Below are 23,986 nucleotides of genomic sequence, written 5' to 3'. Positions count from 1 at the left end.
TTACATAATTATTACTGCACTTTGCTATGGTCTTACAGACTGCTTTAACTATAGCTATTACCCTATCTATCGTCAAAGTTAAGTCTATGAAAAAAAGGAAACAAAACTAACAATCAACCTCTGAAATAGGTCTTTTTGTTATGTTTATTGTTTTAAGATTTTATAGAAAACGAACATTATTCGCTGCGTAAAGAAATCATAGGCTCCAATTTAGCCGCCCGCTTTGCCGGATAAAACCCAAAAAAGATGCCAGTAGCAACTGAGACAGCAAAACCTGCGAGTGGCGGCATCCATAGCAGCATAAAAGGCCAGCGGCTAAAATAAGCGACTATCCAGGTAAAAATTAAGCCCAGTAAGACACCCAATACCCCACCTAAACATGAAAGTAACACCGACTCAACCAAAAAAAGAGTTTGAATTTCACTATTCTTAGCCCCCACGGCTTTACGAATACCAATTTCTTTTTTCCGCTCGCTGACAGAAACAAGCATGACATTCATGATGCCTATGCCTCCCACTAGCAAAGAAATACTACCGATGACTGCGAGGAGCAATGTAAAGATACGTCCCTGACTTTCCATGCTAGCAATAATTTGTTTGGCACTGCGTGAAAATACGCTTAATTTGGGAGCCTGAGCATGCACGATTTGCTTTATTTGTTCGATAATGTCATCAATAGGACTGTCTTGTTGTAATTGCAAAACGGCATTATTAATTTTACTGTCCTTGCTAACCAAACGAACCCCAGCAATAGGAATGATGGCTGCCCGATTAATATCTTCATTAAAAAACCCATTTTCTTTCCATGGCTGAGCGATACCAATAATGGTATATAAAGCCTGACCTATGCGTAATTGTTTACCAATAGGATCATCAAGGCTAATCTCTTGTAATTGCTGAGCAAGACCGTTACCAATTACACAAAAATGTTCAAATGACTCAACAAAAGAAACAAAATGCCCGCGCTGAAGTTTGATATTAATGATATCTGCTAACGACTCATCAGCACCAATGACTGCACCTTGTAAATTCTTCCCAGCAAAACTCATTGGCTGGTAAGCAGTTGCATAGGGCGCAATTTGTTTCACGGCAGGAATTCTGTCAGGAATTTTTCGCCATACCTCAAGAGGCAATTGATCTTCACCGCTGCTGGTTTTGCCTGGAACTTGTTGAAAAACCGAAACGGCCAATAAATCAGTGCCCAACGCCTTAAATTCTTCTAATGCTTTTTCCGTTGCTAACTGCCCACAGCTAATCAAAGCAACTACTGCCGCAGTACCAACAAGTATTCCTAAAACTGCTAATAACGAGCGCAACTTGGAGGCTGTTAAGTTCACTAAGGCTTGTTGGAAATGATGAAACAGTGTCATGAACAACTCTCCGCAATAATTTCACCATCTGCTAAGGTGATGCGTCGAGCACATTGCAAGGCAACCTGTTCATCATGAGTGACCATGATAATAGTACAACCCTCACGATGCAGGCTAAGAAATAAATTCATCACTTCCGAACCCGTGCGCGAATCAAGGGCTCCTGTTGGTTCATCCGCCAAGATAACTCGTGGCTCACCCACCAAAGCACGAGCAATAGCAACGCGTTGTTGTTGACCACCCGATAACTGTGTGGGCCGATGTTTGGCAAAAGCAGCCATGCCTACACGTCCTAAGGCGAACATTACCCGCTCTTTAATCTCAGTAGGCGCCATATTGCGATAAGTCAGTGGTAAAGCGACATTTTGTTCGGCGCTAAAACGCGGTAAAAGGTTAAATTGTTGAAACACAAAACCAATACTTTGGTTACGCAACTGAGCTAATTCGTCTTCGCTAAGTCCAGCAATATTGCGTCCTTTTAAGAAATAATCACCGCTATCGGGTTTATCCAGTAAGCCAATGATATTCATTAGAGTCGATTTACCCGAACCCGAAGCGCCAACAATAGCAAGAAGCTCTCCTTCGCTGACACAAAGGGATACCTCTTTTAAAACCTTAGACGTAAGACCACCAATTTGATAGGTTTTGGCAATGTTACTCAAATTAATCAATGACTTGTCAGTCATAAGCAACCACTTCTCCCGGTTTTAAACCTGAAGCGATGATGACTTTATCTGCAAGAGCCGCGCCGGTCGAGACAATCCTCGTATTGATAGAGCCATTACTCGCCTGTACAGCAACTACGCTATTGCCTTTGTCCTGCTTGACCGCAGCAATAGGCACCAGCAACTGATTTTGTGAGTCAATATTAATAGCAATAGAAGCACTCATCCCGACTTTGATCCAGGCTCGTTGAGCTTCAGTTAAATTTTTAACTTCAACAATAGCACTAAACGAAGGCAATGCCCCGCCACCTGCATTAGAAGCCTGTGCATTAACGGCCACTACTTCACCTTGAAGCTCTTGCTTGCCAAGGGCAACACCAGTAACCACGGCTCGCATTCCCGTATGAACTTTATCTATATCTACCTCCGGGATATCAATTTCTACACTAACTCCAGTCAAATCGCCAACAAGAGCAATGACTTGATTTGATTTCACAGCAGCACCAACATTGAGTTTGCCAGATTTGTCATCACTTGATTTGGGTGGGTAGAGCAACACTCCCGTGGCAGGTGCTTTAAGACGAATTAGGTGATGATTCGTCGTCAATGCTTGCCTGACTTTATCAAATTCAGCAATGCTTAATGAAGATAAATTTTGCGTTGAACCATCATCCATTTTTTCTAGCATTTCCGTAAGCTTACGGGTCGCTTGCATCAATGTCATTTGTGCCGTTGCTAAACTGGATTTTTCGCTAAGATAATTATTTTTGGATAATAAACCTGCGTCCCAAAGCTCTTGAGTTCCTGTAAATTTAGCTTTGGCAATGGTGTAATTATCCTTTGACTTTAAATAATCGGTAAGCGTCTCGTTGTATTGCCTTTGTAATTCATTCGAATTCAAAGTCATCACAATATCGCCTTTCTTTACCAATTGGCCGTAGTGGTAATGCATGGTTTCAACCACGGCATCCATGGGACTGGTAATGGCACTTTCATGTAAAGGCGAAATCGTACCCGTAAAAAATAGCGTTTTATGTACAGGTTCCGGTTTCACTACATAAGTTTGTTTTTCTTTTTTCTGTACTTCTTCATGACCACAAGCAACAAGAAGACTTGCTAATGCCAGACTGCATAGAAAAGTAAATTTATTTTTCATTTGCCATACCTAAGTTGAATTTGCCAATGATCAAGAGTTGTACCTAAAAGACGCTGAAGAGCCGATAGCTGATTCAAATAAGCTATTTTTGCGCTGATTAAACCTGCTTGTGCTTGGATCAATTGGTTTTGCGTATTATTCACATCTAAAGCCGTCGCAATACCTGCGGCTAATTTTTTCTTTTCCAAAGCATAGGATTGTGCTGCCAATTTAACTTGCTTTTGTGCTAATTGATAACGTTTAGCCAAGCTTTTAATGTTGTTAATAATATTGGTAATATTGGTTTCTAAAGCCCGTTTTGCCGCAATTAAATTTAGTCTATCTTTTTCTAGCGCTACTTTGGCATTGATCAACTGGCTGCGTCGACTGATGTCATTGATGGGGATAGTTAGCGTTACCCGTGCTGACTCCGTTACATTCTGACCATTATAAATATTTCGTATACCATTGTTACCATCCACATCACTCACACGACCAGTTTGAACATTCGCCCCCACATCAAGCTGCCAGAGTTGTTGATTTTTTGCCACTTTATAAGCTCTCTCATCGGCTCTTAACAGCATTTTTTGCGCTAAAAACTGTATATTATGATTCAATGCGATATCAATAGACTCCTTTAAATCAGGAATAATGATCTCATCTAATGCGACATCGCTAGGAACTGACAACCGCATTCTGGGATCAAGGCCAATCGTTTGTAACAAGTCTTGGGCCGCCGTATTAAAATCATTTTCAGCTTGCTCTACCATTAAACTTAACGATTCAATTTGATAAGATTGTTGAATATTTCCTGTCGGCTCTAATTGGCCTGCTTCAATTTTCTTTTCATTCATCTCATAAGTTTTACGCGCTTCCTTTAATTGCAACCGCTGATTTTCCAGATTATTGCCGCTTAGGATTAATGCGCGATAAGCCATGATGACTTGAGTCACCTGGTCACTGACTGACTGCTGCAAATTAAGTTTATTGAGCCACTCATTATCAATAGCATTTAAAAGACCTGATTCATTGGCATCTTTACCGAAACCACGTAGCAAAGGTTGTGTGAATGAAAAATTAAGCACTGGCGTGTAGCTATTATAATTGGACACATTATTGTCTAAATTTAATGAGACTTGGCCCCCTAATTTTGTTTTTAAATTAAATTCCGGGGTTGCTAAAGCACTATTATTGTTCGTACTGCCTATGTTACTAAAGCGGGTTCTCTCTGCTACTGCAGAACCTGCCAGAGCATACTGTAATTCAAATTCATTATGTGCAAGACGTAATTGATATCGTTGAATAATACGATCTAGCTCTGCATTTTGAATATTAGGGTTATAGCGTAGGGCTAAGAGAATGGCTTCGCGCAGCGTCAAATGTTGTGGTTTTTTATGCCGCGAATCAGGGGCATTAGGCAAATCCACCCAATGATCAAGCATATATTCAGGGTTTGTAATTGCTTGTTGCAAACGCACTTGCGCCTCAGCCACTTTTGAAGCTTCGTCACTCGGATTACCTACTAAAGCATAGGGGGAAGTTGCCGATTCTGTCTTGCTAGGCTCAGAAGTTGCAGCAAACACCCATGGCGTGCTTAAAAGAGCAGCGAGCAGCAGTTTAACTCGCCAATTCATTCGAGGTGACAGCAAACCCTAAACCTTGTAAACGTTCATGTTTAAAATTAAACCACATATTCACTCAAGACAGAAGAGCTTTGCTGAGTTTATCAGAAATAAACCTAGGTAAACATTAGGTAGCATCCCATTGCTAAATGATGCTACCTGAAAAAATATTAAGATGTTCCGGTTAGACGTGCGCAGCGAACTTCCAGAGAAGTTCCTTTGGGGGTAGAGGGGTTTTGTACTCCATTTGCAAAATTTAAAGCAGCAGCCGTGCTAGTAACACCACTATTTTCCGTAGAGCTCCAGTAACCAGTCGCCGAAAAGCTGCCAAAATCTAGTAGATGCAAATTAGTATAGATAGCGGTTAATTGATCAATAGCAGGTAAATACCAATCACTAAAGCCGTTTAAGACTAAGCCATCGCAGTCTACTGCAGCACCTGCGGTTATCCCCGGCGTAGCAACAATTAGACTCGTATTACCATCGCCGTCCGCAGAGTCGGTAGCGCCCGTAGCAACAGTACTATTTGCCCAAACATTAAAAGAAATATCATTTGCAGTCACAATCCAGATATTACCATCGCTATCCACATCATAAACCAATCCTCCATCGGTAAAGAATGCGATACCGAAGGTAGTGGTGGCAGTATTATCACCACTCACAGGGATACCTATTTCTGCGTTAAAGACCCGAAATGCCGAGCTAAAAGCTAGGGTACAGGAAGCACCCGGGGCGATTGTCACACAATCAGAACTGTCCTGAACCACGAAAGCCCCCCAGTCAGGAGGTAAGTCTGCTGAAACTTGTCTTGCAGTAAATCGTGTTGAGGTATTAGTGACCGTCACCAAAGTTTGAGTACTTGACCCATCGGCAGTAATCACAGCTCTTAACGGAGAAACTGTCAATACTGGTTGGGGAGCAACGGTAATGGAAAGTACTGCGGTATTAGTATTTGTTCCTCGAATCGTTACTTGCGTAGTTTCTGGCGCAGTCCCTGTAAACTCAATGGTGCAAGTTGCTCTTGGCGCCAACCTGGCAGGACAAGTTGAACTGACTACCGATAGAGAGCTTGTGGCAGGAATACGGGCAGCCACTCTTTCCGCTGCCGCATTTGAGGTATTAGTCACCCTAACAGTACCTGAGTCGTTAACCATAAACGTAAGTGAGGTTGATGAGAGACTAATGAACGATTCCATAACCAATACTGCTACGTTAACAGCGTTGGTATTGGTACCCTGAATTATAACGGTAGTACTAGTAGCCGCTGCAGAGGTAAAAGTAATTTGACAACGGGCTCCGGGCGCTAAACTTGCACGACAGGTGGTACTTCGCACTCGAACAGGGCTGTTAGAGGGAATATGAGCCATAACATTCTCGGCTGACCTGGCTGATGATGCACTGTTTGTTATTGTTATCGAAGCCGTTCCATTTTTAGTAAACGTGACTGTGGTTGGGCTTACTGAAATGATGGCTCGGGGGGTTGGAATAATCGTTACATTGAGTAACTCGCCTTCGGGTGCCTGTGAGCATAAAAATCGATCGGGCACATTCGTGTCGCCTTTTGTCTTACAGATAACAGGCCCCGTATGCACGCCAGCCCCCATAGCCCTGCCAATTAGCCGCAGATATAAATAGCAAGAATGTCCAGGGTCCAAAGTAAACACTGACGAACACCCACTCGACATTACCTGAACGCCAGAGATAGGCACCATTGTTAGCCGCCTCTGTGTTCCTGTGCTGTTGGTTATTTTGTATCGCGCGAATCCAATTCCATTGTTGACTAACTCCTCTGGGGCCCTATCCTTTACTTCAACAAGAAACTTTGGCTGTGAGCCCGCTTGCCCTGCAACTGTCAAAAACAGCAAGGCGACAGTTAATATCAAATGAGTGAGAATCCTTTGCATAAAATTTATCCTAAGAAAAATAACTTAAACTTAACTGAAATTGCTGGCTGTAAAGATGATTAAGCCCGTAACTGGAGCCAGGAATTTGACCTGGGGCTAACCCGAATTCAACTTTTCCCCAATCAGCAAATTCATAGCCTATTCCCACTCGCCAATTGGAAGAAAATGCCCACTCTATTCCGGCACCTGCAGTGTAGGTAAAGGAGGAAGTATTGGCATCAGTAAATGCAGGCGCAGGTACTTCTTGAAAGATTTTAGGCGTAATGGAGAAATTTGTAGCGCGATTATAACCATAACCCAAACTGCCACTAAGATAAGGCATGAAACTATAACCCAAATTGCCTAGCAACTTTGCTTTGGCCGCAACATGAAAATGTCGCACTTTATAACTGTAATAATAATTATCAAAATTAGGGTCCGCATCTTCCCAAATACTACCATTTAAGGTTGCTTGTGAGGTGCCAACGACAGCCAAACCCAATTGTCCCTGAATGCTAGAACTGGAAGCCGTATTCCAGCCAATAAATAATTCTGCGATCCCTACAGTTTCATCATCACTATCTGCAGTGTAAGTCTTGACAACATCAGGTTCCACTGTGATTGTTTGATCATTTTGACCGGTAATCCAAGCGGGGCCCCCACTTAAGGTAAACACCAAGGGCCATATCGTGTTCTCTTCCAAACCCATAGTACCTGCTAAAACAGACGACGAAAAAAAGCACAGGGCAGCTATTTGCAATTTCATTTTGCTCATTGTTACATCCTGGTTAAATTAACACGAAAATCTTGACAACAAATGGTTATATCTTTTTTAACAAAATTTATCTATTCGCTTTCTGCGATTAAGTCTCTATCGTTTTGCCCGCAGCATGCCTTATAAATAATTTCTTTAAGGGTACAAACCGATTGCAAAGTTGTATACCAAATCCGCGAAGAGTTACTATCGGCATTAAAGGATTAGCAAATAAAGTCTTTAATCCCTCCATTAAGGCAATAATTTGCCATACCGCAGCTTTTCTCTGTCGTTGATAGGCATCGAAAGCCCTTTTATTTAAATGATTGTCTGTCTTGTCCAGACAATCTAACCAACTGTTTATATCGGCTAACCCCACATTAAGGCCTAAACCTGCTAAAGGATGAATAGTGTGCGCAGCATCGCCCAGTAATAGCCAGTTTTTGCCTGTATATTGCTTAACATGGCGCATGGTTAAAGGAAAGCAATAGCGCTTACCACTTAACCTAACCTTACCTAATTTTTCTGCAAAGGCTGTTGTTAACTCTTGATTGAAATCTTCCTCTGAAAGTGCCATTAATCGCTTTGCACGGGCGGGTGTCGTTGACCAAACGATGGAACAAAGTCGCTCTTCGATAAGGGGTAAAAAAGCCAATGGGCCATCTTTATTAAACACTTGATAGGCTGTTTGTTCATGCGATTTTTCTGTGTTTACTAGAGCAACAATGGCCTCCTGATGATAAGACCAGCTGGCAAGAGATACATGCAGTAATTGCCGACAGGGGGAGTTAGCCCCATCGGCAATCATAAGCAATCTTCCTTTCCATTTCTTTGTTTCATTGGCTATCGTAATGGTTTCTTTTTCTTGCTCAATGATTGTTATCTTGTTCAAAGGGAAAAGGGTTATTGCAGATTGTTCTCTGATTTTTTTTAACAGTGCATCTTTGAGAATTGACTCTTCTACAATATGACCAAGCTCTTTTGCGATAACCAATCGGGCGTCAAAATCGATGACCGCTTTGTTTGCAGCATCCCAAACATGCATTTGTTTATAAGGAGATAGGCGCCTTTTATCCAGCGCTTGCCACATTCCCAGTTGCGTAAGTAAATCCTGGGAGGCAAGATTGATGGCATAGACTCGAGGATCAAATTCTGTTGTCCCCACCGTCAAGGAAGTTGCATCAATAACAGCCACCCTAAAGTCGCGTTGAGCCATGGCTAAGGCTGCTGTCAAACCAACAACCCCACCACCCACAATTAAAATATCAAATGTCTTTTTCATGTTACTTCCTTGGAATCTAGCGCAATGCCACACACCAAATCAGGTGTAACCCCTGCAAAGCCCCGAGCATAATAAGCCAAACTGTTTTTTAGTAAAGGCAAATTATCCACTGCAACAAGCCCTACATTGCGCACCAAAGAGAAACCTGGTAATCGACTAGTGAAAATTTTAACCAGGCCATCAGTTAAACTGACCATACTGCGTTGATCATGTCTGCGCATTTCTTCATATTGCTGTAACATGGTTTGATTAAGTCCTTTTTGAACGATGCACTGCGCCAAAGTAGCAACATCCCGTAATCCTAAATTGAAACCTTGGCCTGCAACCGGATGCAATGTGTGAGCAGCGTTGCCTACAAAAACAACAGGCCATGCCGTCTGCGTAGTCATAACTACTTGGCGTAACGGAAAAATAGCACGTTTTCCTACACGCACCAGACGCCCCAAACGATAGCCAAACGCTCGTTGCAAGGCATTTAAAAATTCTTTTTCACTCACATTAAACAAATGTTTGGCTTCTTCAGGTTTGAGGGCCCAGACTAAAGAGGCACGATTATCCGTCATCGGTAACAGCGCCAATGGACCTGAAGCGGTAAAACGCTCATAGGCACAATGACGATGTGAGCGAGCCAAACCAATATTAGCAACAATCGCTTGTTGCCCATAATCCTTTTGTATGGCAGAAAGATTTAGTAAACGACGTACCGCAGAGTCAGTGCCATCTGCCGCCACAATTAAACGGGCCTGGATGTTAAGTTCGCCGCTTGAGGTGCTAACCTTTGCCAACCCTTTTTGTGGATCCAACAATTGTAATTGGGCTGGTGCTAAAACATTATGAGAAGGCAATAGGTGTTGAAGCGCTTGATTAATGTATTGCATTTCAACCACATACCCTAATGGTTTATCAGATTGTCCTGATAAACGGGTAGTACCGAAACGATGTTGATCCGAAACATGAATAGTATTAATCGCAGTAGCATCACACTGTAGTAAGGGCCACAGATTAAGCATTTCTAAAATCCGCACACTTGCAGGCGATAAGGCCAAGCTGCGTGCATCAAAATCAGCATGACTTTTATCACTGAGCTTGTTAGCATCAATTAGCAAGGACGTATAACCTTTGTCTGCTAGAGCAAGCATTAATGCTGCACCAGTAAGACCGCCTCCCACAATAAGTATATCTACCTGTTTATCAGCCACGCATCAACGCCTCAATTTCTGCTATTTCTACGGGTAACGCACCGGTGAGATTTTCATGCCCTTCTTTGGTGACTAAAATATCATCCTCTATGCGAACCCCTATATTCCACCAACGCTTATCCACTCCTCCTATTTCTGGAGTAATATATAAGCCAGGCTCCACAGTTAGAACCATTCCCGGCTCAAGTAAGCGCCATTCGCCATTAATCTTGTAGCGCCCAGCATCATGGACATCAAGACCAAGCCAATGCCCAGAATTATGCATATAAAAAGGCTTGTAGGCTTCTTTTTCAATAAGCGTATTAACATCACCTACTAACAAACCAAGTTCACATAACCCCTCGGTCAATATACGAACGATCACTTGCTGAATTTCATTCCAAGCTACCCCTGGCTTAATCGTCGCAATTCCTGCTTTTTGTGCTTTGAGAACCAACTCATAAATAGCCCTTTGCTCCTGTGAAAAATATCCATTCACAGGAAAAGTTCTCGTAATATCCGCAGCATAATTCTGATATTCCCCACCCGCATCGATTAAAATTAGATCACCATCGCGTAAGGCTTGATTGTTGTCTGTATAATGTAAAATACAAGTGTTGACACCACTGCCAACAATAGATTCATAGGCAACGCTACGACAGCCCCCTTGTACAAACTGGTGAAGAAGCTCGGCCTCTAACTCATATTCGTTTTCAGCTTGGCGGCAAAATTTCATGGCTCGTTCATGTGCAGCGACAGAAATCTCTGCCGCTTTACGCATTAAAGCAATCTCTGCTTCACTTTTAAATAAACGCTGCTCACTAAGAATAGATTCCAGATCATACAAGCCTTCTGGAGCTTTGATTCCACGCCTTATTTGCCCTTTAATGGTTTGCAATGCTTGCAAAATTCGCTTCTCATAAAAAGGATAACGTCCAATTGCATAATAAATTAGTGTCTTACCTTTTAACATTTCAGGCAACTGCGCATCTAACTCCTCAATGGAATAGGCGCCACTGACACCTAAAACATTGCAAGCCTGCTCTTGGCCTAAACGTTTCCCGGTCCACTGTTCTTGAGAAGGATTGCGAGGACGGTTGAATAAATAGCTTTCATCCTTGTCACCCGCCACAATAACTAACAATGCATCAGGTTCATTAAAACCAGTTAGGTAGTAAAAATCACTATCCTGACGAAACCGATAATGAGCATCACCATTACGTAGCACTTCCTGGGCAGCTGGAATAACAGCGATGGCTCCTTGAGGTAATTTAGATGCCAACTGCCGCCGTCTAGATTGATACTCTTGCTTTGTAATCATTTCATATCCTTCCCAGTTATAGCTGATTGCCCCTCTTCTCTGGATGCAGCGCCTGTTAATGTGCTGTTTGCGAAGAGTTACCGCGCTTAGTATCGTCCAATAAATCGCCATAGATCCTAAGAACAGCCATTCGCGCATATTCACTTACTTCAACTAGTGCTTTTTCGTCCTCTTCATCAACTTCTAAGGTTTCATAATCCAATTGGGCAAATTCAAGAATGTGTTGCAGTGCTTCTTGCGCTTCCTCTTCCTGTAATTGTTCATAGCTTACTCCAGCCATGGTCATGCCCTGCGTAAAACCCTCGCACCACTCGCTGAAAGCCTGCGCCCGAACGACTAACGATTCTTGTTCATCAGGTAACAGAAGTTGGAATTCAAAATCAAAATTCGCCAGCTGTTGCTGACTAATTGAGAAAACATCAAACATCGCCAATGCTGCGGCACGGGTTACATCATCTTTTTTATTTTTTACCATTAAAGCTCGTAAATAAGCTTCTCCCTCCGTAGGCACACCGGCGCAAAGATAGCCACACATCACTCCATGCAATTCACTTCCAGAAATTGGCAAAGCTAGAACGGCAATCGTATCCATAAACGTTTGATACGCTGGAAGATGTAAAGCAGTAGTTTCGATAGGCATAATCAACTCATTGTAACAAATAATTAATGATAACTGATTTGCCCGAGCAAGCCAAAATTGTTACCATTCAAGAAGCACTGTCACACAGCATAGGCTAGGAAAAATGACTATTTCAAAATCGTGCTCAATTAAATTAATGAATAAAACTTATGAGATTAAATGTCCTGACAGTGAGATGGAAAATCTCCAGCAGGCAGCTGAAAAGTTAAATGAGCAATTATTACACAATAAAAAGAAATTCAAGCAGCTCGATGAATTCCAAACGTTATTACTTGCAGCACTGAATGTAAGCCATGAACTCATCGCTTGCCAGAGACAACAAGAGCAACAGCGTCTTCAGGTTACGCAATTTATTAGCTCTTTGGAAAATAAAATTCATCAGGTGGTACACGGTAATCTTAATCAAGACCCACAAACCGACTAAAGAATTTACGTCATCCCCGCATTGGCGGGGATGTATTTCTTTGCTCACAAGCCTCTAATCTGACGGCCTATTATGGGAATCTTTTCTTAATTTGTTTCCACACAAAGTGATCAATCGATATTTTTCCTGGCCCATGAAGCACCGTAACCAAAAGCAATAGCCCCCAAACAACATGCCATTCGACACCAGCGTCCCGCAAGTCAGGATAAGAAAACATGGCAATTAAGTTTACGACAAATAAGACCAAGGCACTAAATCTTCCAAAAAATCCAACGATTAATAGGGCTGAAAAAATTAATTCTGTCCATGTGCTCAAATAAGCTGCAAACTCAGGCGATAAAATAGGTACATGATATTCATTGGCAAAAAGCCAAATTGTGGAATCCATATTGGCAATTTTTACCATGCCCGAACGCCAAAATACCATTCCAACGTATAAACGAATACCGAAATCAACAAGAGGGGATAAAAAATTCACCGCCTCTATGCTCTTTTCAAAAAAATGAATTAATTTTTTCATTAATAACTCCCTTTATAAGGTAAAATTTACGATGATCCCGCTAAATAGACAATGCTGTAAGTGACTATTAATGTTATATTCTGGCTCAACTTCCAAGGCTAAGACACATGCTTGCGTAAAAGTAAGACCTTTGCCTAAAGCTGTTAATAGCGTTGCTTCGCCTTTGCTTAATTTTTCAAATTCAATTTTTAATTGTCTTCTTATTACTAGGATATCGTCACCGCCAATATCCAAATTAACGGATTCCTCATTATTTTCATTCTGACAAATTTCCCAGATTTTTAAGATTGGGAATTGACACATCAATATACGACTCGCTGGGTGCAAAGCAAATTTAATTCTGCCGTATTGTTCTTCCGGGATTGCTTGTAATTTTTCTATCGCAAACACAGGGGGTTCAGCTGCATGAAATACTTCATGATACGCCCAATCCAAACGGGCAACCTCTGGTAAATAAATTAACCCTTTCGTTGGTATAAAATCTGCTAAAAAGTTTGGAAATTGCTTTCCGAATTGGGCTAAATCCCCTGAGTGAGAAGGGTAATTTTTGCTGTAATGTTGAGTAACACTACCAAAAAAGTCTGCCCCTACTAAAGAATGTACAGTAGGGTAGATGCCTTTAAGCGTTTCTTTAACAAGTTCATTAAAATTGTTCTGATAAATTTGTAATCGACACTGAGCACTTAAGCGATTTTCATCGATGAGAGCATAAATGTCACTTGTATCCTCATCCAAGATTGCATCTTTAAAACAGGACTGCAATTTATTGAGTGAGAATAACATCCCTGACCCCCAAAATTTCATTCGCTTTCTGTGCTTCATCTAAAAGTATAGCTAGCGCGGGAATATCTTTATCCCACTCAATTAATGTTGGCCTCTGCCCGATGCACTCCACAGCCTGCTGATAAAGCTTCCAGACAGCCACTGCCACTCGCTGATTATGACTATCTATTAATATAGTCCCCCCTTCAAATTCATTCTGTACAAATCCTGCAAGGTGAATTTCCAATACGGATTGAGGAGCAATCTTTGCCAAATAATCGCCGGCATCCCAGCCATGATTGACACTATTCACATAGAGATTGTTGATATCAAGCAGAATCCCACAGCCAGTATGCTTCACCAATTCGCCCATAAATTCGTATTCGGGAATGGTGGAATGAGTAAATTGTATATAGGTGGAAATATTTTCAATCAAAAGTTGATGATTTAGGAACTCTTGTGCTTGATTTATATGTTCTATCATGAGCCGCAATGCTTCCTCAGTGTAGGGAATTGGCAATAGATCATTCAGGTAATGGCCGCCTATAGAGGACCAACAGAGATGTTCTGATACAAGGCCTGGTTCAAACTCAGTAATTAATTTTTTTAACTTTCCCAAATGCTCTACATTTAAATTATCGGTTGAGCCTAAGGAAAGTCCGACGCCATGGAGGCTTAAAGAATAATTGTCGCGAATCCGCTTTAAATAGTATCCGGGCAATCCTCCTTCGCCGAAATAATTTTCGCTATGTACCTCCAACCAACCAATAGGCGGTTGTGTGGTTATAATTTCTTGATAATGTTCGGCACGAAGTCCAATCCCGGCCTCTGCCGGGATTGGACTTCCTTGGTGTGAAAAGAGGGACACGGCAATATTCTTTACGATTGTCCCATGGTTGTACTGCCACCCGCTATTTTAGAGCAAACCCCCTTAGGCACTAGAATAAATGCATCTTTCTGTCTATCTTTTGTTGCAGTACCCGCACAAGAATGGGTTGAAGTTTGGCAATCGTTCTTACCGGCAGCAGCGACTCCATAGCATTTTTCCAAGTCTGGAGCAGCAACAGCGGTAGCAGGGATAGCAGTAGCGCTCACCGCAGCAATTGCCAATGCCCCTCGGATCGCAGCACTAACCACTTTATTCATGTTTTTCATGTTCAAACTCCCTTTGTCGTAAAAATGGCGTCTACCATTAAAATGGTAGCCTAAAATAGATAAATAGCTAAACTTATAATCACCGCGTCCGTGTCTAACTCCCATGACAATAGCCTAATTGCTTTTCTGCCAACTGCTTGATGAGTACAATTCTATTTGCCATATCAGCAATTTCAGAAGCAGTTAAAAGCGCCGCTATGCTGCTCCAACTTTCTACAACCTTATCAGGTACCGCATCCACTAAATCGGTAATAAAATATTTTTTATCATCGAAATTTAATACAGTAAATAATGTTTTTAACATACCAACCATTTGTTCAGAGGTCATCGATTGATAAACAGGATAATCAATCGACTCAAGCTCCTCTTTTGTGCATAAGCGAGCCAGCTCTGGCATTAATAACGTTTCTTCTTTATATATATGCTCTAAATTCTCAGCAATAAACCTCCTATAACTCAAGTAGAAAAGATATCCTTCATCAACTTTTTCCCTCTCCGATTCTGCTTTACTAATTAATGCAAGTTTCTCTTTAAGGTGATCAAAAATAGCTTCATGCTTTTGGTGCCCCGATTCAATTTCCTCAACAACATAGCTATTATGCTTTTTTAATAATGTATGAATTTTTTCATCTTCATGTTTTGCGTGAAAAGTCAGCAGATTGATTACATTACTTAACCCATTAGCGATTTCCTTTATCTGGTTGATATCGCGAAAGTCCGTTTTTGCAATTTTATTATCCAATTCATTCATCACAGAAGTGACATATTTGTGCTCTCTATATAAACGTCTTTCTGGGCGCTGATAGGTCCTGTATTTCCGTTGCATACAAATTCCTTTGGAATTTCCAGGCCTGTATTAGTATTACAAGCTTATGACTTTTATTGGTATTGCTTTGTATCATTAATTCAGCAAAACATATAGACGCACTCATCAGGAACTGTAGAAAGGACTAAGCAAGGATGAAGAGCTTGTGAAGCAATATTTTCTTACCCCCAATTTTTTATTTTACTATACTTAAATCTAGAACCAGGTTGGTTCTACGTTGTACCTTGACAAGATTGAAAGAGGAGCTTATTGTTATTGTGCGGCGCAACATAAAAGGGAGATTTATTATGCAACCAAATTACTTATCCAACTGGTCTTCCATCATGGGTCGCATGCAAAAGCCAATCCAAGAAATGATGGAGCTTAATACGCGTGCTCTGCAAAATATCAGCTATTTAAAGCCAGAAGAATTATCACAGATACGAAAACCAGAAGACTTATTAGACAAACAGATGAAAATTTTTGTGGAAAATGGCCATAAAGCATTGGATTACATGCAACAAACCTTTGCTATCTTCGAAGAGCACTTATTGTCTATTTCAAAAGAAGTCAAAGAAAAAAGTGACCAAGCAACTAAACACGCGCAAACAATAATGAAAGATTACGGCAATAATAAAGCTAAATAAGTATTCTTCCAGTTTAAAAATTAATGTTATTGGGTGATTACAAATCAACCAATAACATTGTTAATTATTGCTTCAATCTTCCAAGAATGAAAAAAAACTGTAAATCCTACAGGTAACTAGTGTTCTTCTAACGCTTGATGTTATAATGCAATTAACCCGACAGCGAGTGATTTATGAACCAATACTCGCATCCAGGGGAGCGTCCTGTAGCCGGTGTTGAGCAAGCCCACCCTGAGTGGGAAGCCTGAACCGCCTCATCTGCCCCCCACTTGAACCCCAGGGTTCAAAATCTTAGACTGTCGGGCTCTTTCTTTTAATTCATCAAGACACTGTTTTCTTCTTCAAAAGTCTCAACTAGTCTTCCTAGGCGACCTTGTTTTAATGCAAAAAATTCAAATAAACCTAAACTACTCTCTTGGCCCATCAAAGACTTTGCTTTTTTTGTTGCAGCACTACACTTGGTATCCTTTGAAAATGTAAAGAAGCCGGAAGGATACAATTTTTTATCGCGATCGTTGCTATAAGCATTTAAAGAAAAATTATATAACACAGTGTGGATATAAGTTACTTGCTCTTTCGGTAGAGTAGCTATCTGTCTTTTAATAGCTGAAGAAAGAATAGCAGCCGCCTCATGAGAATGATCGGCCAAAGCGCTGAAATCATCAAGAAGCCTTTGCGCCATTACCTCTTGGGTGTCATTCTCCATTTGTTTAACTAAAATCTTTTCCCAAGGAGTGGCGAGTAAATTTTGAACAAAAAGATTTCTCTTATTAGGTAATAAAGGCTCTAAGTCCTTAATTTCTTGAGTAAGCTTCAGTTCTCGAGCATCGATATATTCCTCATGGCCATCAAAAAAACTCCTAGACAATAAAACCCATTCGATTAAACAACCCAAAATAGCTTTTTCTGAACGTCGTTCCTCATCGGTTGTCATAAAGCGAACGTCACATAACCTGGGTAGTAATTTAAGTTGCTCGGCAGTGCAGTGAGAGTGCAGCACAATAAAAAGAGTACCAAGCATGGTTACGAGTGTTCTATATTTTTTTTGTTCATGAGCGATACTCTTCCTATCAACAATTTCCTTGCTTAATTTACCAAAGGGGTACTCATTAAGACTTTTTTGTTCTGCATAACCTAAAAGACGAGCGATACGAGTCAACAATGGCATCAACTTCACTAACTCAACACCATTATTGCTGGTAGCAAACTCTGCTGCTAATAGCTGATATTGCTGTGGATGATCTACATTTTCAAATCCCAACTTCTTTAAGTTGTTTTGAAAATTAATCCAAGGTGTCGTTAAGAATGTATCCTCCATAGATTGATAAACGGTCGCCCAAAATTCGTTTAAGATACGAGCAACTCCCTGCAGCGTGTGCATAACAACCACAGATTCAGGATCAAGCTCTTTGACTAAGTTGCGTAGGTCTTGAACACAGAGACTATCATTGGTCTCAATAGCATCATCTAGTTCATTAATTGCTTCTGTTAATTCTTTAACTTTCATTTCATACTCCCTGAAAATTTCTCTACTTATCGATCAACTTTTGATATAAAAGTTTTAGAATAAATCAAGACACTCTAACTTAGCAGTAATTTCCGTGAGTGCAAAATATTTTTTATATTAAACTTGACTAAGCAGTTTTTAACTGCTCTTTCAAAGCCAATAAATGATCGCGAACTTTTGCTGCTTGTTCAAACTCCATATTTTTAGCATGCACATGCATTTGTTTTTCCAAGGCCTTAATTTCCTTCGCCAAATCCTCGGGTGAAAGGGGAAGATAAAAGGCTTTGCGCTCTTGCACCTGTGTTTTGCGTTTTGTGCTGTAAGCACCTTCCATAATATCTTCTACGGATTTACGAATGCCCTGAGGAGTAATTCCGTGTTTTTGATTAAATTCCATTTGTTTGTTGCGACGACGCTCTGTCTCATCAAGAGCACGCTGCATAGAACCAGTTACACGATCGGCATAGAGGATGGCTCGTCCATTCACATTACGCGCAGCACGACCAATTGTCTGAATTAACGAGCGATCAGAACGCAAAAAGCCCTCCTTATCTGCATCAAGAATGGCAACCAAAGCCACCTCAGGCATATCCAATCCTTCGCGTAAAAGGTTTATACCAACCAACACATCAAACTCACCCAAACGCAAGTCACGAATAATTTCCACACGCTCAACCGTGTCAATATCCGCATGAAGATAACGAACTCGAATACCATGTTCATGCAAGTAATCAGTTAAATCTTCTGCCATCCGTTTTGTTAATGTTGTCACCAAGACCCGTTCTCTTTGCGCCACCACTTGATGGATTTCCGATAGCAAATCGTCGATCTGATTTTTTACTGGACGTACAAGAACTTGGGGATCAACCAAACCTGTAGGGCGCACAACTTGTTCAGCAATATTATCAGTATGCTCGCGCTCATAAGGGCCAGGGGTTGCCGATACATAAATAGTTTGCGGAGCACGACCTTCAAACTCTTCAAAACGCAGAGGACGATTATCAAGTGCTGAGGGTAGCCGAAAGCCATACTCGACCAAAGTTTCTTTACGCGCCCTATCCCCACGATACATGCCACCAATTTGTGGGACTGTCACGTGAGACTCATCGATAACCAATAAGGCGTCTGGAGGTAAATAATCAAATAAAGTCGGCGGTGGCTCACCGGCATTGCGACCCGATAAATAGCGCGAATAATTTTCAATGCCCGAACAATACCCCAGCTCCAACATCATTTCGATATCGAAGCAAGTTCGTTGTTGCAAACGCTGCGCTTCCAGTAACTTATTTTGCTTGTTAAATTCCTCTAAACGCTCTTGCAACTCTTCTTTTACCCAATCAATGGTTTGTAGGATGCGTTCGCGTGGTGTTACATAGTGTGTTTTAGGGAAAATAGTGACTCGCGGTAAACGTTGCAAAATTTCACCTGTCAAAGGGTCAAAACGGGCGATGTTTTCTACCTCGTCGTCAAAAAGTTCAATGCGAATAGCTTCCTTTTCAGAATCAGCAGGAAAGATATCAATCACATCGCCATGAACGCGAAATTGACCTCTTTCTAATGACTGTTGGCTGCGAATGTACTGCATTTCCGCAAGTCGCTTTAAAATTTTCCGCTGATCGCATTGTTCTCCTCTAGAAAGATGTAATAACATACGCAAATAGGAGTCGGGATCACCTAACCCGTAAATGGCTGAAACCGTCGCAACAATAATGGCGTCCTTACGCTCAATTAATGCTTTGGTAGCTGATAGACGCATTTGCTCAATGTGTTCATTAATTGAAGCGTCTTTTTCTATGAAGGTATCTGAGGCAGGTACATAGGCTTCAGGCTGGTAATAATCATAGTAAGACACGAAATATTCCACAGCATTATCAGGAAAGAACGTTTTGAACTCACCATAAAGTTGCGCTGCTAATGTTTTATTCGGCGCCATGATAAGTGTGGGCCGCTTCATTGCCTGAATAACATGAGCAATCGTATAGGTTTTCCCAGAGCCTGTGACACCTAAAAGAATTTGCCGCGCTAATCCGGACTCGACGCCATCGATTAGTGAAGCAATTGCTGTTGGTTGATCACCAGCAGGCTGGTAATTTGCGTAAATTTTGAATACATTTTTCATAATATAAACTATAACCGATCAATCCGAATTTGTGAGGGTTGCAAATCGTTTGGTCAGAAATATACCATAGGAGTTTAACGATGGATATCGCATTGGCAGAACGCGTGCAATCAGTAAAACCATCCCCCACCCTTGCAGTTGCAGCCAAGGCGGCAAAAATGCGAGCCGAAGGCCTGAATATCATTAGTTTAGGCACAGGCGAGCCCGACTTTGACACCCCACAGTACATTAAAAATGCTGCTGTGGCAGCCATTGAAGCTGGTTTTACAAAATACACTGCGGTTGATGGCATTCCTGAGTTAAAGCAAGCCATCATCAATAAATTCAAACGTGATAATGGTTTGGACTATCAGCCCAATCAAATCCTGGTATCCGTGGGCGGTAAACAAAGCGTCTATAACCTATGCCAAGCGTTAATCAATGAAGGTGATGAGGTGATTATTCCTGCGCCTTATTGGGTATCTTATCCTGATATCGTTTTATTAGCCGGCGGTAAACCTGTCATTATCCCAACAACACCAGCTGAGCGCTTCAAGATAAATGCGGCTCAGTTGGAAAAAGCCATTACTGCCAAAACAAAATTGCTTATTTTAAATAGTCCATCCAATCCGTCGGGTGTTGCTTATTCCTTGGAAGAACTCAAAGCATTAGCTGATGTCTTAATTAAACACCCCCATATATTTATTGCCACTGATGACATGTATGAACATATCCTCTGGACGCAACCTTTTGCCAACATCCTCAATGCTTGCCCCGCATTATACCCACGCACTATTGTTTTAAATGGCGTATCCAAAGCCTACTCCATGACTGGCTGGCGAATAGGTTATGCCGGAGGTCCAGCTCCGCTAATGGCGGCGATGACCACCATTCAATCACAATCCACCTCTAATCCTTGCTCAATTGCGCAAAAAGCATCCGTGGCTGCATTAAATGGCGGATACGAAACTGTTAAAGAAATGGTCGCGGCATTTCGGCAACGTCATGATTACATCGTGCAACGTCTACATGATATTCCCGGCATTGATGTCATCCCTGCCGATGGAACGTTTTATAGCTTTCCAAGCGTTCAGGCAATTATTGAAAAACGTGGTTTCGCAAACGATCTTGAGTTTGCCGATAAATTATTGCAAGAAGAGGGATTAGCCCTTGTTCCTGGCTCAGCCTTTGGTAGTGAGGGTTGCATCCGTCTTTCCTTTGCTACCAGCATGGAAATCTTACGTGACGCCATGGATAGACTAGAGCGTTTTTGTCGTTAATGATTACCAACTCTTAGCCATCTTTTTTAAGGATGGCTAAATTTTTATGGATGTTCACCGCGCATACATTCAAGCATTGATCACTACTTCTCTTTACATCGTCTTAAGCCTAACCCTTAGGCATTGTGATTTAGTTTTAATCCGTTATTATATCGCCCAATTTCAATCATCCATTACAGTGAGAGGATGAAAATGCGCTTAACGACTAAAATTCTAACCGCGACTAACCAGCCAGTTAATCACAAGATTCATAAATACTCAGGAGAAACTTTACTTGGCCCACGCACGGAGGTGAAGGTTTTTGTAAATGATAAACAGGTTGGTTATATGAAGTATTCTATCCAGGAAAATTGTCTTTATATTCACCGTATGGATAATTATTCGATTCATTCTGATGCTCCATTTAAACATGTGGGTACTCTATTATTTGAATATGCCTTTCACAAAAGCATCCAAGCTGGTAAAGAGGGTCGGCTAGAGCTAGACGCTATTGCTAATTCGCCAGCCGCCTATTTTCATATGGGATTAAGGAAAAAAGGGATCGGGGCCATCTGGTTGTACAAAAAAATATCCGACTATCAGGTTGCGAAATCACCCTTTATAAAACGTGAAATTGAGGAAGATTGTTTTTATCAGACCTTAAAAAAGGATGCGGAGGCAGTGGGCCGGAAAAAAGGTTTAACATCACTGTCTTTTGAAGAAGTGTTGGAGTACGGTAGTTATAGTGCATGGAATGATGACTTTGCCGAGAGAATTGCCAAAGCTAAAATTTCCGGTGAAAAATTAACGGAAGTTGATTCATTACAATGTTACATGCATGGCATCATGTATTTACCTCCTGAGATGATAGCCGCCAAAAAATTAGAATTATGTCAATTTAAACCCATTGGGAGTAATTTGTTTTTTAGTGCGGAGTATGCTCGCTCCCGACTAAAAAACCCCAGACTAATTGAGCTGGTCAATAATGGAAAACTAGATTCATCCAATGCCGTAGAAATTGACGCAAAACTATCTGACAATACAAAACTTGCACCACTAGTCGACCTACTCTTGTCACCGCTTGGCTTAAAAATGATGAGGAAAAACTACATTTCAGGCTGGTTTGCAATCATCTATTTCAATAAGAGCTCGCTGGAACACGTCATATCGACCAATGGTTTAAAGCTATTTGAACATAACTACATTAAATCCATGAGTCAATTGGTTAATCTCCATCCCTCTTTCTATCCAAAATTGTTTAGTGATATTGGATTGAAAGCCTTGGAAAGGGGGGAATTATTGATGTCTGAGACAGGATATTTAAAAGACTCCTCAGGAGAACCTTTAGATAGCATTAAATTTGAACTTTTACTGGCAAGCGTTGCACAAAAAGAGAATGCTTTTTCGCCCTGTAATTGAGTTGAGGGGGGAGTAGTCCCCTCCTATCGACCGACCTGACAACCAAACACAGCGTTGGTATTTGAATAGCTAAGTTTTAGTCGCTATTGAAAGTGCCTGTACACTTAAATTGAACTTTACTAAATATAAATTTCTTTTACTTGAGTGAGAATCTCATTAAACTTGCAGTTGAATTTTTAAAGAGGTTTTTACAATGCATGCTTTCATTCGTTCTTTAATTGCTGTTTTTTTGACTGCAAGTATTCCCGTATGGGCAATCGCTGCAAATGAGCGCTTGGTTTTTGCCTTAGATTTAATTCGTCATGGTGATCGAACTCCTTTTGTTACTTTGCCTAATGCACCCCATACTTGGAGTGAAGGTGACGGGCAACTAACAGCTTTAGGCATGCAACAGGAGTATCAGCTAGGGATAAAATTACATCAACGCTACATAATTGATAATCATTTATTACCTGCAAATTATCAAGCAAATACAATTTATGTACGCTCAACAGAAGTAGATCGTACCATGATGAGCGCTCAATCCTTACTTATAGGTTTGTATTCCCCGGGAACTGGCCCTGTATTAGCGGATGCGACACCAGCTTTACCCGCCCAGATACAACCCATCCCCATTCATGTGATACCCGCAGCCCAAGATAACGCATTGTTAATTGATCTTCGTACCAATGAATTTTCTGAGTTGCTCACTAACCACGTATTTACACGTGCTGATTGGCAGCGAAAATCAGCAGAATGGTCACCACAATATGCTCGCTGGAGCCAATTAACCGGCGCTACTATTGACAATATGGTTGATGTTATTAGTGTTGGTGATACCTTAAATACGTATCTTGCTCATGATATTGCATTACCTGACGGCTTAAGCAGAGAAGAGGCAAAGACCATTATTGCCGCGGGCAACTGGATTTTAGCGACCTTATTTAAGCCGCAACAAGTTGGTGATATTGCGGGTAAAGGGGCATTAAATGAAATTAAAGAGCATTTACAACGCGTAGCGGATCAAAATGCTAAGACAAAATTTGTCTTGTTGTCTGCTCATGATGTAACCCTGCTTGGAGTAATGAGTGCCTTGCATGTACCTTTAGATTCCGCACCGCCCTACGCCTCTGATTTAAATTTTTCTGTTTATCAATCAGATTCAGATGAGCTTTTAATCAAGGTAACTTTGAACAATAAGCCTGTACTTTTACCAGGGTGTACTATCAATCATTGTTCTTTAAATCAATGGCTAAAACAAGTTTAAGCGATAAGGGTTCCATTTGTTAGTTGTTTCAAAGATAAAAAACCTATTATTCTGTGACAGATGTTTGGAATGAGGTAGAACTTTTTTCTCTGCTTTATTACAATTAGGCAAGTTTCATGCTGGTTAATTTGAACCCATTGTTTTGGGTAATATAGGTCAATACTGTCGTAAACCATGGGCAGGTTAAGAAAAAGTATGCAACCAGTAGGTAGTGTTTAAATAACTGTGTCATCTCTTTTAACTTGTTATAATTTCAACACTTAAAAGAGGTGCCCATGAGTAAGAATAAAAAGA

22 protein-coding genes and 1 other RNA gene are annotated in these 23,986 nt (G+C 41.1%); 6 read left to right on the top strand and 17 right to left on the bottom strand.

Annotated elements, in window-relative coordinates:
- Positions 1-176: 176 nt before the first annotated feature.
- The 10 genes from Lbru_RS00475 to Lbru_RS00430 all read right to left on the bottom strand — a co-directional run bounded on the left by Lbru_RS00475 (position 177) and on the right by Lbru_RS00430 (position 11,850).
- Positions 177-1,370, bottom strand: coding sequence for an ABC transporter permease (locus Lbru_RS00475; protein WP_058440219.1), 1,194 nt, complete (start codon positions 1,368-1,370; stop codon positions 177-179).
- Positions 1,367-2,056: an ABC transporter ATP-binding protein gene (locus Lbru_RS00470; protein WP_058440218.1), complete on the bottom strand. Its 690-nt coding sequence runs from the start codon at positions 2,054-2,056 to the stop codon at positions 1,367-1,369. Before Lbru_RS00470 ends, Lbru_RS00475 begins: the two co-directional genes overlap by 4 nt.
- On the bottom strand, positions 2,049-3,191 hold the full coding sequence (locus Lbru_RS00465) for an efflux RND transporter periplasmic adaptor subunit (protein WP_058440217.1): 1,143 nt from the start codon (positions 3,189-3,191) through the stop codon (positions 2,049-2,051). Before Lbru_RS00465 ends, Lbru_RS00470 begins: the two co-directional genes overlap by 8 nt.
- Entirely contained in the window at positions 3,188-4,804 is a 1,617-nt protein-coding gene (locus Lbru_RS00460; protein ID WP_058440216.1) for a TolC family protein, read from the bottom strand. The genes Lbru_RS00465 and Lbru_RS00460 overlap by 4 nt, the downstream gene beginning before the upstream one ends.
- A gap of 158 nt (positions 4,805-4,962) precedes the next feature.
- Positions 4,963-6,696 carry an Lcl C-terminal domain-containing protein gene (locus tag Lbru_RS00455; protein ID WP_058440215.1) on the bottom strand — a complete coding sequence of 578 codons (1,734 nt, stop codon included), beginning with the start codon at positions 6,694-6,696 and terminating at the stop codon, positions 4,963-4,965.
- 10 nt (positions 6,697-6,706) lie between these two features.
- The gene (locus Lbru_RS00450) at positions 6,707-7,450 is read right to left on the bottom strand and encodes an outer membrane protein (RefSeq protein ID WP_058440214.1); all 744 of its coding nucleotides are present in this window, start codon (positions 7,448-7,450) and stop codon (positions 6,707-6,709) included.
- Between the two features lie 88 nt (positions 7,451-7,538).
- Positions 7,539-8,711 carry an FAD-dependent oxidoreductase gene (locus tag Lbru_RS00445; RefSeq protein WP_058440213.1) on the bottom strand — a complete coding sequence of 391 codons (1,173 nt, stop codon included), beginning with the start codon at positions 8,709-8,711 and terminating at the stop codon, positions 7,539-7,541.
- Complete coding sequence (ubiH, locus tag Lbru_RS00440; protein WP_058440212.1) at positions 8,708-9,910, bottom strand: 2-octaprenyl-6-methoxyphenyl hydroxylase; 1,203 nt, start codon at positions 9,908-9,910, stop codon at positions 8,708-8,710. The genes Lbru_RS00445 and ubiH overlap by 4 nt, the downstream gene beginning before the upstream one ends.
- Positions 9,903-11,210, bottom strand: a complete 1,308-nt coding sequence (pepP, locus tag Lbru_RS00435) for a Xaa-Pro aminopeptidase (RefSeq protein WP_058440211.1) — start codon at positions 11,208-11,210, stop codon at positions 9,903-9,905. Before pepP ends, ubiH begins: the two co-directional genes overlap by 8 nt.
- 55 nt (positions 11,211-11,265) lie before the next feature.
- The gene (locus Lbru_RS00430; RefSeq protein ID WP_058440210.1) at positions 11,266-11,850 is read right to left on the bottom strand and encodes a UPF0149 family protein; all 585 of its coding nucleotides are present in this window, start codon (positions 11,848-11,850) and stop codon (positions 11,266-11,268) included.
- Between the two features lie 103 nt (positions 11,851-11,953).
- Between Lbru_RS00430 and Lbru_RS00425 the strand changes: the two genes are divergently transcribed.
- Positions 11,954-12,274 (top strand): cell division protein ZapA, encoded by a 321-nt coding sequence (locus tag Lbru_RS00425; protein WP_058440209.1) that lies wholly within the window; start codon positions 11,954-11,956, stop codon positions 12,272-12,274.
- A 70-nt stretch (positions 12,275-12,344) separates the two neighbouring features.
- Here the strand turns inward: Lbru_RS00425 and Lbru_RS00420 are convergent, their stop codons facing one another.
- From Lbru_RS00420 to Lbru_RS00400, 5 genes are all read right to left on the bottom strand, one after another.
- Positions 12,345-12,794, bottom strand: a complete 450-nt coding sequence (locus Lbru_RS00420; protein ID WP_058440208.1) for a DoxX family protein — start codon at positions 12,792-12,794, stop codon at positions 12,345-12,347.
- A gap of 12 nt (positions 12,795-12,806) precedes the next feature.
- A complete protein-coding gene (locus Lbru_RS00415) occupies positions 12,807-13,577 on the bottom strand; it encodes an HvfC/BufC N-terminal domain-containing protein (RefSeq protein ID WP_058440207.1) in 771 nt (256 codons plus the stop codon).
- Complete coding sequence (gene bufB, locus Lbru_RS00410) at positions 13,558-14,424, bottom strand: MNIO family bufferin maturase (protein WP_058440206.1); 867 nt, start codon at positions 14,422-14,424, stop codon at positions 13,558-13,560. The genes Lbru_RS00415 and bufB overlap by 20 nt, the downstream gene beginning before the upstream one ends.
- Positions 14,425-14,435: 11 nt before the next feature.
- The gene (locus tag Lbru_RS00405) at positions 14,436-14,711 is read right to left on the bottom strand and encodes a BufA1 family periplasmic bufferin-type metallophore (protein WP_058440428.1); all 276 of its coding nucleotides are present in this window, start codon (positions 14,709-14,711) and stop codon (positions 14,436-14,438) included.
- A 94-nt stretch (positions 14,712-14,805) separates the two neighbouring features.
- Positions 14,806-15,537, bottom strand: coding sequence for a hemerythrin domain-containing protein (locus Lbru_RS00400; protein ID WP_058440205.1), 732 nt, complete (start codon positions 15,535-15,537; stop codon positions 14,806-14,808).
- Between the two features lie 287 nt (positions 15,538-15,824).
- On the opposite strand from Lbru_RS00400, the gene Lbru_RS00395 reads away from it, so the two are divergent.
- Both Lbru_RS00395 and ssrS read left to right on the top strand, forming a co-directional pair.
- Positions 15,825-16,163 carry a hypothetical protein gene (locus tag Lbru_RS00395; RefSeq protein ID WP_058440204.1) on the top strand — a complete coding sequence of 113 codons (339 nt, stop codon included), beginning with the start codon at positions 15,825-15,827 and terminating at the stop codon, positions 16,161-16,163.
- 150 nt (positions 16,164-16,313) lie between these two features.
- A non-coding RNA gene (gene ssrS, locus Lbru_RS16545) (6S RNA) lies at positions 16,314-16,473 on the top strand.
- Between the two features lie 3 nt (positions 16,474-16,476).
- On the opposite strand, the gene Lbru_RS00390 is transcribed toward ssrS, so the two are convergent.
- On the bottom strand, positions 16,477-17,670 hold the full coding sequence (locus Lbru_RS00390; RefSeq protein WP_058440203.1) for a hypothetical protein: 1,194 nt from the start codon (positions 17,668-17,670) through the stop codon (positions 16,477-16,479).
- 127 nt (positions 17,671-17,797) lie between these two features.
- The gene (uvrB, locus tag Lbru_RS00385) at positions 17,798-19,789 is read right to left on the bottom strand and encodes an excinuclease ABC subunit UvrB (protein ID WP_058440202.1); all 1,992 of its coding nucleotides are present in this window, start codon (positions 19,787-19,789) and stop codon (positions 17,798-17,800) included.
- A gap of 80 nt (positions 19,790-19,869) precedes the next feature.
- Between uvrB and Lbru_RS00380 the strand changes: the two genes are divergently transcribed.
- The 3 genes from Lbru_RS00380 (at position 19,870) to Lbru_RS00370 (ending at position 23,692) form a co-directional block, all read left to right on the top strand.
- Positions 19,870-21,048: a pyridoxal phosphate-dependent aminotransferase gene (locus Lbru_RS00380; RefSeq protein ID WP_058440201.1), complete on the top strand. Its 1,179-nt coding sequence runs from the start codon at positions 19,870-19,872 to the stop codon at positions 21,046-21,048.
- A gap of 192 nt (positions 21,049-21,240) precedes the next feature.
- Positions 21,241-22,446, top strand: coding sequence for a hypothetical protein (locus Lbru_RS00375; RefSeq protein WP_058440200.1), 1,206 nt, complete (start codon positions 21,241-21,243; stop codon positions 22,444-22,446).
- Between the two features lie 193 nt (positions 22,447-22,639).
- The gene (locus tag Lbru_RS00370; protein WP_058440199.1) at positions 22,640-23,692 is read left to right on the top strand and encodes a histidine phosphatase family protein; all 1,053 of its coding nucleotides are present in this window, start codon (positions 22,640-22,642) and stop codon (positions 23,690-23,692) included.
- Positions 23,693-23,986 lie beyond the last annotated feature (294 nt).

The organism is Legionella brunensis (assembly GCF_001467025.1).
GTDB lineage: Bacteria > Pseudomonadota > Gammaproteobacteria > Legionellales > Legionellaceae > Tatlockia > Tatlockia brunensis.
The sequence above is the reverse complement of the archived record's forward strand: the minus strand, read 5'-3'. Positions and strand labels throughout refer to the sequence as shown.